Raw genomic sequence first — 12,187 nt, 5'->3', positions numbered from 1 at the left:
GGTTATGTCATAGCTCCATCTCGTGTTTCTTTCTCTGTACTTCCTGTGGCTGCTCTCTCCGGCGCAGTGCGGTATCTACGGCGTTCTGCACCTGCCGCAGCCGTATCACTTCCTCCCGGAGTGGCTTGTGCTGCGGAGACAGTTCGGCATACTCTGTTTTTAACTGTGCGTATTCCTGTTTCCATGCTTTCAGGGCAATGGGTTTTCCGTCCAGTTTTTCTTTCAGAATACGGCGGGCGGCATAAAACAGCCGTAACTCCGCATCGTGTGATGTTTCAAATTTCTCCCTCTGTTTCTTAAACTTGATATTGTTCAATTCCGTATGGACAGGTTTTAGCCGCTGGTAATTCTCGCCCTCCCGTATCAATTCCTGCAATTCCTTTATCCGGGCAGATTTCTTTTTCATGGAGCCGCTTAATGCTTCAAATTCTTCACTGACAGAGGAAAGACGCTCCTGCAAATCCTCTAATGTGAGCAGCTTGTTTTCCGTCAGATAATTGACGGCTTCGGCAAACTGCTTTAAGTTTCCGGTTCTGGCTTTATTGCTCCATGCCCCTGCGTTGCGCTGGTTGTAATAAGCAATCAGCAGGTCGGCAAGGCTCGGTGTCTGGGGTTTGGAAAGTTCTTCTTTTACCTCTGCCATCCAGACAAACAGGGCTTTGATCTTCTTCCTCACATCCTGCATGAGCCGGTTGGTGGCTTTAATCCAGCGGTTCAGTTCCCCTTTCTCGGTGCGGATGCCCTTTGCTTCCATCTGCCGGACATTAGCTCCCTCGTGGACAGTAGGTATCAGGTCAAGCCCCTGCCGCACATAGGAACGGTGGTCGATACGCACATCCAGCCCTTTTTCCTCAAATTTTGTATTAACGGCAGCCGCCCACTGCTCCCGCCAGTGTTCCAGCGTTTCCGGCTCGTGCCAGTCTGTTGTGTGGACAGCATTAAACATATAATCGCCATTTTTATCCCGGATTCGGTTTCCATCTTCATCAAGAAGATATTCCCGCCGCTGTTTTTGCCCCCATGTGCCATCCGGGTTCAAAGGGCGCATGGTTGTCATCACATGGAAATGCGGGTTAGGGATGCCGCCGTCCTCTTTCTCCGGGCTGTGAAAAGCAAGGTCGGCAATCATGCCTTTTGCCACAAACTGCTCCTGCACGAACTTCCTCGCCAGTTCCATGTTTTCTTCCAGTGTCAATTCATTCTGCATGGCAATATCAAAGGAATAGGCAAGCTGTGCTTTTGGATGTTTCTCGCAGCTCTCCACAGCATTCCAGAGGGTCGCCCGGTCAAGATATATTTCCGGCGCATGGGGCGGCAGCATGATTTCCGAAGCAATCACGCCGCCCTTTTTGGTGTAATCGCTGACTTCTCCATAGTAGCTGCTGTAAAGACGCTCCCCGGCTCGGTAGGCTGCGCTGGCAATGGCGCTCTGACCGGCGCTGCGCTTTATCTGTGCGATTGAAAAATGATAAAGTGCTATCCTTAGTCACCGCCTTTCTCCTGCCCGGAAATACGGGCGTGGTTCTCTGTGGCAGACCGGATGAAATGCTCCGCCTGCGGCAGATTCAAAATGTTTTCCATGAGGGAATAAAATTCCGCTTCGGATAGCTCCTTTGTCTGTGGTGCAATGCTCTCAATAGCTGCCCCACGGGTAATCAGCCGGTGCGTCCTCTGTTTCCGGGAACCGCTTTCCAGATACGCCTGCCGGTTTTTCAAACGCTGCATTTTCCGTTTTTCCCGTTCCAGCAGGACAGTTGTTTTTTCATATTCCTGCTTCAACTGTTCCAAAGATTTTTCCATGTTCTCACATCCTTTGCTTATAAGATAAAGAAAGACCATCCGCAGACAGTCTGTGTGTCAGTGCTTCTATAAAACCCGATGAAAAGGGAAAACCGCAGAGCGGATTTCTCTTTTCGGCGGGTACACAGGGGATAGCCGCTTTAGCGGCGCAAGGGGGTGTAGCCACCTTGTCGGAGCGAAGCGAACGCAGCCCTCGGATTGCTGATTTTATCAGCGACAGAGGTAAGCTCCGCAGGACGCACGATACATGGTCTTTAGACTATGTATAGAAGTGCGCCCTTAGTTCCTAATGGATTTTGCCGTTTCCGGCAGTCTTGTCCTTTTTCTTGGAACGCTTGGAAAGATACTTCGGGCAGTCAACCACAACCGCCCGGAAGCTCTGTTTACATTCGTGCTGGCATTTCCGGCACAGTTCGTTGTAAGTGATACGGCTGCGGTCATTTAAGAAGAAAGACCATTCCAGCCGCCGCTTGTTGCTCATTCTTGCCATAACCGGCTCCTTTCTCCGTTTCTATCTGATGTACGCAGATAGGCTGTTTTGGTGTAGCGTTTCGGTATCATTTTTAAGGTTTTTCCTTCTGTATGCCCCTTTGGAAAGTGCGGCAGTATTGCAGTCAGGGGATAATACCTCACGCTTTTTTGTCACTTCTCGGTACGGTTTCGGAGCCTTTTGCCATCCATTCAAAGAAAGCAATCTTGCTGACCTTGATAAGCCTGCCCCTGCGGAACGCCGGAAAGCCGGGTGTGTGTACCAGCTCATAGGCGCTCGCTCTTGAAATTCCCATAATCCGCTGAATGTCCGCCACATCCAGAACCAGCGGTAAATCCTCGTAGCTGTTCAATCTCTTTTTATCGTTCATTCTGTTCCTCCCATAAATCAAATAGGTTAAAATGCTTCCTGCTGCCGTTCTCCCCAAAAGCCGTTTTCCTGCCCCATTCCTGCGGTGTTTCCCTGCATTGGTGCGCCGGATGCGTCACTTCTCCTGCCGGTCATATCCCTTTTGGACGGTCATTCACTTGTCAAGGTACTGTGTTGCACGAAATTACCAACTGCAATCATCATAGCGGACTATCCTTGACAAAACAATGTTTCTGCGATACCATGAGTGTAATGAATATAGCTAAATTATATAATTACCATAAGAAAAGGCAGGAGATAGGGATGGAGAATCAGTTTATACGGCATGAGCCATGTTTTGAGAGGATTTTATTTGTCCTGACGCTGGACAGGAAGAAAATGAAAGAGCGGATTTTGATTGGGGAAGAACAGCAGATCCGCTTCCGGCTGAACGGGAGCCAAAACGCAGAGGTGCTTTGTGATATGACACGCCCGCTGGGAAATTTTTTGATAAACTTTGAGCGTGACACGGACAGAGATTGGAACTTATACGGGCTTTCTCCACTGCGGCAAGCCCTCCACTCCAACCGATGGAAACAGCCGGAGCTGGAGCAGGCGGCAAGCGAATTTCTCTGGGGAAAATATCTTAGCAACGACCCTCTGAAAATGTATGTGGCGTTCCGTATCTGGAACAGCTATCTGCTTGCCAGAGAACCCCGTGACCGTAACGCTGCCTGTGACCGCTTCATGGATAAAATGAGCAGCCTGACCGGGGTATTCCATAACGAAGCCATGACCTTTGACAGGGAGACAGGAAAACCGAAACATTTTCAAGCTGGCAGCCTTTATTTCAAAGGCGCACCATCAGAAGATACCCGGCTTGACCTCTGGTTCCCGGACAACCGTCGCACAGAAGAATGTGTGTCTGCCTATGCCTCCCTCTACCCGTTGATTACCTATTATCTGAACAGGCTAAATGACTGGGGGCTTTGCTTCCGGCGGTGCAAGGTTTGTGGAAAATATTTTCTGGCAAAGAGCCAGCGGTATGAGCTGTGCAGCGATAAGTGCCGAAAAGCACAGGCGCTTCAGAACAAACGGGAATTTGACGAGAGGGCAAGAGAAAACAACTATGACCTGCTTTATAAAAATGAATGCCAGAACTGGCGCAACAAAATAAACCGAGTAAAGAATACCGCAGGCTTTCCGGCTGACCGTCTGGAAAAAATACAGGTTGCCTTTTCCGACTTTAAGAAAGAAGCCTTGCAGAGAAAAAAGGCTGTAAAAACAGGAACAGCCAGCCCGAAAGAATTTACGGACTGGCTGTATCTGCAAAGTAATGTAATTGTGGAACTGACAGAATACTAAATTTTTTTCTCGTTGTGAGGTTTCTGTGACATTTGCCTGATGGCAGTATCGAAATTGCAGTAATTACTCATGCAAAATGCTTCTTCGTTTTATACACTATACCTATATGGTGGAGCACCAAATGAAAGGAGCAAAAAATATGTCTGAGATTCAAAATGCGATTGAAGTAAAGAACTTAAAAAAAGGTTTTGGTGGCAGAGTTTTGTTTGAGAATTTTAGCCTGAATGTAAAAGCAAATACAATCCATGCGATTATTGGCCCGAACGGTTCTGGAAAGACAACACTGCTACGCTTGATTACAGGGGTATACCAGCCAAATGCAGGGACAATCAACATTGCAGGAAAATATGCAATGGAGCTTGAAAATGACTATCTGTATGAAGAACAGACTGGTCTTGAAAATTTGAGAATTTTTGGGAAATACTTTGGATTTGAAATAAATGATCGTTCAGACAGTTATTGTACGCAATTAGGATTGACCGAGCATTTAGGAAAGCGTGTTAGCACTTATTCTAAAGGAATGAAAAGAAAACTGTCCCTTTTGATTGTGATTATGATGGGACGGGATATTCTGCTCATGGATGAACCAACATCGGGTGTAGACCCCATATCCAGAGTAGAAATCCGTAGTTTGATAGAGGCTCTAAAAGCTGACGGAAAAACGGTTATTATCACTTCACATGACCTTAGCGAGATTGAAAAGTGCGCTGATGATGTATCTATGATTAAAAATGGCAGATTGCTGTTTGATAAGGGTATTCAAGAAATGCAAGGACAATCATTGGAAGAAATCTTTATTAAGGAGGGCAATCGGCATGAGTAACATGGGAAAAGGCGCAGGCTACTATCTTACCAGAAGTAAAAGCCTCCTAATTGATACTGCGATTGTTGCCATTCTGGCGATTTTTATGAGCTTTGCAATGCAGATGGACGCCTTGCAGTCTAAGGGAGAAGATTATTTAGTCCTAATGCTCTATGCGGTTATTTTTGGTCTTACCTCCCTGCAATCCGGTGCTATGATTGTAGATTTGACAGCAAAGGATAAGTTAAGCCGGAGAGTTGAATTTTTTGCAGCTTCTGGAATTGCGGTAAAAGAGATTATAAAACAGTATTCGATACAGATTTTCCGATTTTCTGGTATTATCCCGTTCTTTGTTTTTATGAGTTGCTATTACTTTACCGACTGGACAATGAGCTTTGGGCGGATCGTATGCGTTTATCTTAGTATTCTTGTACTTAGTTTTTGTGAGATTGTCGCTTTGAATATCATTGTACTGGATGTAAAACGAGTAAAACTGTTCAAAAATGTTCTGTTCTTTGGTAATTTTGCACTGGTTTATTTGATTGCGATGTCGGCAGAACGAATTACAGAGTTTGTGAATCAACATCATATAGGAATTGACTATTTGATTATTGTGGTTGATGTTGCACTTTGCATGATGTTTGCACTATTAAGTTTCTTTAAGGCTCGGCACATGAGCAACGAAACAGTTATCAGGAGGGATGGCGAATGGGTTTGATAACCTTAAACCTTAAAAGGGTATTGAACTGGAATTATATATTTATGAGTGCGGTAGCAGCTATCTTCGGCATGATCTTTCTGATGAACTTTGGGGATATTTCAGAGAACATTGTATTTGGTGTTGATATAAAGTATTTTATGCTTGATGGATACCTGTGCTTATTTATCTTTTTTGCCGGAGAAATAAGCAAGGATATGTTGCAGCAAGAAAAAATCACAAAGAGAATAGAATGGAAACTTGCTAATGGTATTAAAATCTCAAGTATTGTTAAGGAGAATCTGCTATCACTATGGATTGGAACGCTGATCCTTTTGTTTCCTCTACTTTTGATGATTTCCATTCGCCTGCCAAACCTTATCTTGTTATTAAGCACCTATTTTCTGATCCTTAGCATATTGTATTCGGCATTTATAAATGTTTTGATTCTCTGGATTAGAAATATGAACTGGTTTAAGAGTATTCCTATCTTTGCAACACTGCTTCATATTTTGCTGGTTGTCTTAAAATGTGGGATATTTATGAAAACGAATAATGTGTGGGTGTTGCTACTATTTTCTCCAGTGAGTATAATAGTTTTGACTGCGTGTGGTTTATGTCTGATGACTAAAGAACGGATCGTATCATCATATTACTAACATAATGAATTTTAGCTGAAAGGAGGGGGGCTATGCAGGATAAACGCTTCTATCCGTATCTGTTTCTTCATGCGGGTATTGTGACTTTATGGGTTATATTGGATAGAACACATAAAGGAATTGCGAATGACGGAGCCATCAACTTATTGTCGATTGCCGTCTTGCTTTGTTATTTCAATCTGCTCTATCTTCATGTAATGACATCACGGCGAAAGGCAACAATATCTGAATGTGGCTGGAACCTGCTTTCTGTTTCCTTTATTGCGGCGCTGATGTATGATGGATTTTCCACCTTATACATGGGTGCATTTCTGTTTTTTGCATTGATTATCGGAATAATGCTGGTAAGAACTGACGCAAGCCGGGGTAAAATGGTTCGCTTGCTGTTTGGAATTGCAGCTATCATACTGTCGTTTTTTGATTTCCAAATTCTCCCTGCTATAACCATGTTAGTTGGAATGTTCATGGGAATTTTCCTTGATTATAGATATATAAATTTGAAACAGGTTAATATTCTTCCGATTGCCCAGAGGAAAGCAAGATATGTCCTCGCTCTTATGATTCCCTTGTTTACAGTCGTACTTTATTGCTTTGATTTGTCCACCCTACAAGTCAATGTATTTTTTCAGCTTATAATGCTTTTATTTGAGGCTTTTGCTGTCATTCATCTTGGCGACATGGAGGCCCGTTACAAGGAGTTGACAAAGTATTATGAATTAACGAACTATATTGCAAATGAGAGGGAAGATTTCTCAAGACTGCTTCATAACGATGTGCTTCAAGACATTGGAGGTGCCAAAAATCTCCTGTCGCTTCGCTCACCAGATGTTGATGAAACAAAAAGGATATTGTCTGATTTGGAATTGCGGGTAAGAAATATGATGAATTTCTATTCCTCTAATATCTTTTCGGGGTATGCTTCATGGGAACATATCGGATATATGCTTGACGCGATTAAGAAGCTGTACCCAAAGAAGAATATACTTGTAGATTTCACGATTGACAGCGAAGCAAGGATTGCTTTGAAAAAAGATAACAGTTTGGAACAGACTATGCAGATAATCAAAGAACTTGTCAACAATGTTTATAAACACGCTGCCGCTACTTTTATTCATTTGGAAATCGCGCTAAATGAAGAAAGTAGACTCGTAATTACCTGTCAAAATGATGGAGCGAAACCAAATGACATTGAAAATATTCTTTCTTCCAAAGGTGGTATGCTGTTCTTGACGGTGTTGATAAATGGGAATGGTGGTAACATTCAGTATTTAGAGAAAGATGGTATTTTAACTGCAACGGCAGTTTTGGGGAGAAAAAATGAAGATATTACTATTTGATGATCACAGGATATTTGGAGAGAGTTTAAGCAAACTTCTGGAAGATTGGGATGAAATCTCTATCTGTCGCTATGTAAGTAATGAAACAGAGTTTTGGAATATTCTTTCCGTAGACGAATGGGACATTGTATTACTTGATGTCAACCTAAGAGAGCAGTCAAAAAGTTCTGGCATTGATCTGATAGAAACGATATATAGTAAAAAGCCAAAAATAAAGGTGGTTATGCTATCCTCTTATGATATGCCAGTTTATAGACAGGAGGCACTTAAAAAAGGCGCCGTAAGTTATATTGATAAGTCTGCTTCTGCTGACGAGTTGGTAAAAAAACTCACAGCTATTAGTAAAGGTCACAAGTCCACTACGCCCCCTTTATTAGATCCCCTGACAGATCGTGAAGCGGAAATTATTAAGGCGATTGGAACAGGGAAAACAAAGCATGAAATAGCGCAAGAACTGTATATCAGTGAACGGACACTTTACAACCATATCCAAAGCATCTATGATAAGCTGGGGGCTAAAAATGCTATCGAAGCCTATAACAAGGCTATTGCACTTGGATATATCACACCCTTAATATGAGTTTAGGCAATAAGAGGGACAGATATATCAGAACACAAGTGACAAGTATGCACATTATGTAAGCAGATAGCAAAAACAAGTATCATTGAACGACTTCATCAAAACAATAAAGAAAAGCCGGGAGCAAAATTAAGTCTGCTTCCAGCTTTTTTGTATTTGTTATTGTATGTGGTTGACTAAGGAATATTGTTTAAGCGTGAGTTTGTGATATTGGGTGTGGTATCTTTAACTATGGGAAACTCCCCGCTCCCAACGGCTGACCGCCTTATCCGTCACTCCGACTTTTCCGGCAAGATCGGCCTGTGTCATATGATGCTCTTTTCTTCTTTCCGAAATAAATGCCCCAAACCTTTTTGCGTCCACTATATGATATCCTCCATAATTCTTTTGCGTTACTCTCTTATATACACTAAAATGTGGATTTTCGTCAATCGACGATTTGTTTACCTGGAAAAAAACGAAAAATTTTCTATAACTCTCTTGTATGTATTGACATTTTGATATCTAAATGATATCATATTTATATCTCGCAAAAGATAATTTTCATTATCAGGAGGATTGCTATGAAAGAAAAAGTTTTGGACAACAAGAAAAATGGTATGGGAATGATGGTGCTGTTTATTCTGCTCTATGCCGTGGCCGCAGCCGCTGTAATATTCGGCGCAGCCTTCGAACAGATTCCCCTTATGGTCATCGGTATCATCTGGGCTTCACTTGGATGGATCCCGTTCCTTGGCCTTAAAGTGCTGAAGCCGCAGGAAGCCCTTGTACTCACCTTATTCGGCAAATATGTGGGAACTTTAAAGAATGACGGTTTCTATTGGGTAAATCCTTTTTGTACAGCTGTAAACCCGGCTGCAAAGACGAGACTGAACCAGAGCGGTGACGTAGATGGAGGAAATGCCGCCAAATCCGTTCTCACACTGGCCACCGGAACTTCCGCTTCCACAAGCAGTACATATGTAAACAAAAAGATTTCCCTGAAGATCATGACCTTAAATAACAACCGTCAGAAGATCAACGACTGCCTGGGAAATCCGGTAGAAATCGGAATTGCCGTTATGTGGCGTGTAACAGATACTGCGAAAGCTGTTTTCAACGTAGATAACTATAAGGAATATCTTTCCTTGCAGTGTGACAGCGCGCTACGAAATATCGTGAGAATTTACCCTTATGACGTAGCACCCAATGTAGATACCACTGGGGATGGTGTAGCAGATGAGGGAAGTCTTCGCGGTTCCAGTGAAATCGTAGCCGGACGCATCCGTGATGAAATCCAGCAGAAAGTAGCAGATGCCGGTCTGGAAATTATTGAAGCCCGCATCACCTACCTTGCTTATGCACCTGAGATTGCAGCGGTTATGCTGCAGAGACAGCAGGCTTCCGCTATTATCGACGCAAGAAAGATGATCGTAGACGGTGCTGTTGGTATGGTAGAAATGGCATTAGAGCGATTGAATGAAAACAATGTGGTAGAACTTGACGAGGAGCGGAAGGCTGCCATGGTTTCCAATCTTCTCGTAGTGCTGTGCGGCAATCACGATGCCCAGCCGGTGGTTAATTCCGGCAGTCTGTACTAATGGCTGAAACCAGAGATACCAGGCCTAAGAAACAGATCCCGCTCAGGCTTTCTGCCAAGCTTTATGACCAGATTGCAGCCTGGGCGGAGGATGATTTCCGCTCCGTAAACGGGCAGATTGAATATCTGCTCACCGAATGTGTCCGCCAGCGCAAGAAAAATGGGAAATACGTTTCCGACACGATGGATAAACCGCCGGAACTGGATATCTCATGATTTCCAGCATAAAAAGCCCTTCTACTTGCCAAACCCACTATCGACAATTATAAAACAATACAAATTTTTCACATTTTAAACAAATCAGGGAGTACAGATGTTATAACAACAGTGCTGTACTCCCCGCTTTTATCTATTCGTGCACAGAGGGTAATGACTTTCTGAATGCTCTGAACACCAATTCTGTTTTGTATGGTATTTAACGCTTATAATTATAATTGTTAAGCTTATTTTCTTCGTTCTTTGTGTTAATTTATCTTTTGTATTTTAGTATTTCTATAATTCTATAAAATGATATATTACTTGCAATTTGCTTTCTCTATATGTATTTTTCTGTTTCGTTTTTCTATTTTGTTTTTCTATTACGTTTTTCTGATGCATTTTATATTTCATTTTTTCTGAGAGTATTTCTACAGCCATTCTTATGTATGAATGGTTCTGTCAATCACATACACAGCCTCTGCTTTATCGCGGTGATGTCTTTCTCATGTTTGTTCACGTAAAATAAAAGTCTTTCCTGCGTTTCCCATCTCTTTTGTTGTTCTTCCAGCTTTTGTAAAAGATTGGAATGATTCTCTGCTACAACCTGAAGCTTCCAGTCTGTAGTGTTCTCCACATGAAGCCAGAGTTCTTTTACACTTCTTTGCAATTCTGATACTGATGCATCCAATTCACATACATGCTTGTCTACGCTGCGCAAGTTCGCTTCCAGATTCTCGAAGCGCCTCTTGGTTTCGCTTTCGAAGTTGTCAACGCGAGTTTCTAAGCTGTCAAAGCGGCTTTCCAAATTATCGAAGCGGCTTTCCAACTTGTCGAAGCGGCTTTCCAAATTATCGAAACGGCTTTCCAAATTCCCAATCCGTGTCTCAATGGGCACCAGCAATCCTGCAATCGCCTGTAGATCTTCTTTCGTCAACATTTCTTTCACCTCCCGTATATTTAAGATAAAAAAAGTATATCAGCAAAATAATGTAAAAACAATACTTGAAGTACATTTTGTTCTGTGCTATAATCACGCCACGCATGATTTGCAGCAACACATTTCAGAACAGGAAAAAAGTCCACTGTCTGGGAATCCCCAAGGCAACGGACTTTAAAGCTTCTACTCACCTAATCTATATTTTCTATTACTTTCATATTCTTACCAACTGTGGAAATTTCACCAACACCCCATCTTTTTATTCCCAAGGTGCCTTTACGACTTCCTTCGCTTCAAACAGGTGCTTCATCCAGTCACCGGCAAGCTGAATCCAGCTCTCACATTCTGCCTGGATTCCATAGCCATTGGGGCATGCTGTTTCTGCAGTGGCAAGTCCCAGACCATGACTGCCCACTGGATAAATATGCAATTCTGCCGGAATATCCAGAGCGTGAAGTGCCTGGAAAAACAGCAGGGAGTTCTCTACCGGTACAGTATCATCCGGTGCTGTATGCCACAGGAAAGTCGACGGGGTATCCTTCGTAACATTATATTCCAGGGACAGGAATCTGCGTTTCTCTTCATCTGCATAATCCTCTCCCAGAACGCTTTCAAAAGAACCCTTATGTGCTTTCTCGCCAGAAGTGATTACCGGATAGCTGAGCATAAGCCCATTGGGGCGAAACTTTTCGGAGTCCATGCCCAAAGCTTCTGCAACAAAGGGCTTGTTCCAGAATACACCAAGGCTTGCCGCCAGATGTCCACCAGCAGAAGAACCCTGGACTACGATCTTCTCTGTATCAATATGCCATTTTTCTGCATTTTCACGGAGCATTGCAACTGCTGTAGCCAGCTGAAGAAGCGCCTCCGGGAAACGTGCCGGAGCAACGCTGTAGCGCAAAATCGCAGCATGATAGCCCATTGCCATAAATCTGACAGCAAGAGCTTCTGCCTCTCTGTCAGAAGTCATCTGATAGCCGCCGCCAGGACAGATCAGCACAACCGATCTCTTTCTCTCCGGCTCGATCTCCGGGGAATTATCCAGGAAATATGTAAATAAATTTGCTTTAAACTCAGAATCTTTCAATTGGATTTCTATTTTTTCGTGAATCATTTCGCGAGCCTCCTGTTGTATATATTTCGTTCATTTTATGATACCAGTGTCAAAAGGTCAAAAAGCTGTTCGTGCTTGCACGATAAGGCTTTTGAACTTGGGACACGCCAAATATGAGAAAGTAGCGATTTACGCAGTAAATCAGCGGATTTCGAATATTTGGAGGATTGCGGGAGCAGCGTAGCTGCGTAGCAATCCGGATATCAAATGAGTGTCAAAAGACCTTTTGACACTCATATCATTTTATAATGTCAGGAATAACCAGCTTATCCCCTAAAGCA

General features: G+C 43.1%; 15 protein-coding genes. 8 read left to right on the top strand and 7 right to left on the bottom strand.

Annotation, left to right across the window (positions count from 1 at the left end; genetic code table 11):
• Nucleotides 1–7: 7 nt before the first annotated feature.
• The 4 genes from mobQ to ACESTK_RS02305 form a co-directional block, all read right to left on the bottom strand.
• Nucleotides 8–1,480, bottom strand: a complete 1,473-nt coding sequence (gene mobQ, locus ACESTK_RS02320; RefSeq protein WP_079746603.1) for a MobQ family relaxase — start codon at nucleotides 1,478–1,480, stop codon at nucleotides 8–10.
• Between the two features lie 2 nt (nucleotides 1,481–1,482).
• A complete protein-coding gene (locus ACESTK_RS02315; protein WP_173729253.1) occupies nucleotides 1,483–1,800 on the bottom strand; it encodes a DUF3847 domain-containing protein in 318 nt (105 codons plus the stop codon).
• A gap of 286 nt (nucleotides 1,801–2,086) precedes the next feature.
• Nucleotides 2,087–2,290 (bottom strand): hypothetical protein, encoded by a 204-nt coding sequence (locus ACESTK_RS02310; RefSeq protein WP_118141915.1) that lies wholly within the window; start codon nucleotides 2,288–2,290, stop codon nucleotides 2,087–2,089.
• Between the two features lie 139 nt (nucleotides 2,291–2,429).
• Nucleotides 2,430–2,660, bottom strand: coding sequence for a helix-turn-helix domain-containing protein (locus ACESTK_RS02305; protein WP_004614947.1), 231 nt, complete (start codon nucleotides 2,658–2,660; stop codon nucleotides 2,430–2,432).
• Nucleotides 2,661–2,962: 302 nt separating this feature from the next.
• On the opposite strand from ACESTK_RS02305, the gene ACESTK_RS02300 reads away from it, so the two are divergent.
• From ACESTK_RS02300 to ACESTK_RS02275, 6 genes are all read left to right on the top strand, one after another.
• Nucleotides 2,963–4,003 (top strand): DUF6076 domain-containing protein, encoded by a 1,041-nt coding sequence (locus ACESTK_RS02300; RefSeq protein WP_118306843.1) that lies wholly within the window; start codon nucleotides 2,963–2,965, stop codon nucleotides 4,001–4,003.
• A 121-nt stretch (nucleotides 4,004–4,124) separates the two neighbouring features.
• A complete protein-coding gene (locus ACESTK_RS02295; RefSeq protein WP_009321444.1) occupies nucleotides 4,125–4,826 on the top strand; it encodes an ABC transporter ATP-binding protein in 702 nt (233 codons plus the stop codon).
• Nucleotides 4,819–5,523 carry a hypothetical protein gene (locus ACESTK_RS02290; RefSeq protein ID WP_024726894.1) on the top strand — a complete coding sequence of 235 codons (705 nt, stop codon included), beginning with the start codon at nucleotides 4,819–4,821 and terminating at the stop codon, nucleotides 5,521–5,523. The genes ACESTK_RS02295 and ACESTK_RS02290 overlap by 8 nt, the downstream gene beginning before the upstream one ends.
• Complete coding sequence (locus ACESTK_RS02285; RefSeq protein ID WP_118306842.1) at nucleotides 5,514–6,161, top strand: hypothetical protein; 648 nt, start codon at nucleotides 5,514–5,516, stop codon at nucleotides 6,159–6,161. The genes ACESTK_RS02290 and ACESTK_RS02285 overlap by 10 nt, the downstream gene beginning before the upstream one ends.
• A 32-nt stretch (nucleotides 6,162–6,193) precedes the next feature.
• Entirely contained in the window at nucleotides 6,194–7,498 is a 1,305-nt protein-coding gene (locus tag ACESTK_RS02280; protein ID WP_118306841.1) for a hypothetical protein, read from the top strand.
• Nucleotides 7,479–8,078, top strand: a complete 600-nt coding sequence (locus ACESTK_RS02275) for a response regulator (RefSeq protein ID WP_009243057.1) — start codon at nucleotides 7,479–7,481, stop codon at nucleotides 8,076–8,078. Before ACESTK_RS02280 ends, ACESTK_RS02275 begins: the two co-directional genes overlap by 20 nt.
• Before the next feature lie 225 nt (nucleotides 8,079–8,303).
• Here the strand turns inward: ACESTK_RS02275 and ACESTK_RS02270 are convergent, their stop codons facing one another.
• Nucleotides 8,304–8,441: a helix-turn-helix transcriptional regulator gene (locus tag ACESTK_RS02270; RefSeq protein WP_173772772.1), complete on the bottom strand. Its 138-nt coding sequence runs from the start codon at nucleotides 8,439–8,441 to the stop codon at nucleotides 8,304–8,306.
• A 200-nt stretch (nucleotides 8,442–8,641) separates the two neighbouring features.
• On the opposite strand from ACESTK_RS02270, the gene ACESTK_RS02265 reads away from it, so the two are divergent.
• Nucleotides 8,642–9,658, top strand: coding sequence for an SPFH domain-containing protein (locus tag ACESTK_RS02265; protein WP_173719186.1), 1,017 nt, complete (start codon nucleotides 8,642–8,644; stop codon nucleotides 9,656–9,658).
• Nucleotides 9,658–9,873 (top strand): PTS ascorbate transporter subunit IIC, encoded by a 216-nt coding sequence (locus ACESTK_RS02260; RefSeq protein ID WP_173719187.1) that lies wholly within the window; start codon nucleotides 9,658–9,660, stop codon nucleotides 9,871–9,873. Before ACESTK_RS02265 ends, ACESTK_RS02260 begins: the two co-directional genes overlap by 1 nt.
• 445 nt (nucleotides 9,874–10,318) lie before the next feature.
• On the opposite strand, the gene ACESTK_RS02255 is transcribed toward ACESTK_RS02260, so the two are convergent.
• Nucleotides 10,319–10,792, bottom strand: a complete 474-nt coding sequence (locus tag ACESTK_RS02255) for a hypothetical protein (protein ID WP_118583545.1) — start codon at nucleotides 10,790–10,792, stop codon at nucleotides 10,319–10,321.
• Nucleotides 10,793–11,051: 259 nt separating this feature from the next.
• Entirely contained in the window at nucleotides 11,052–11,906 is an 855-nt protein-coding gene (locus tag ACESTK_RS02250) for an alpha/beta hydrolase (protein WP_118583547.1), read from the bottom strand.
• Between the last annotated feature and the right edge of the window lie 281 nt (nucleotides 11,907–12,187).

The organism is Ruminococcus sp. Marseille-P328, assembly GCF_964249465.1.
GTDB lineage: Bacteria > Bacillota > Clostridia > Lachnospirales > Lachnospiraceae > Blautia_A > Blautia_A faecis.
Note: the sequence above shows the minus strand (reverse complement) of the source record. Positions and strands in the feature narration are given on the sequence as shown.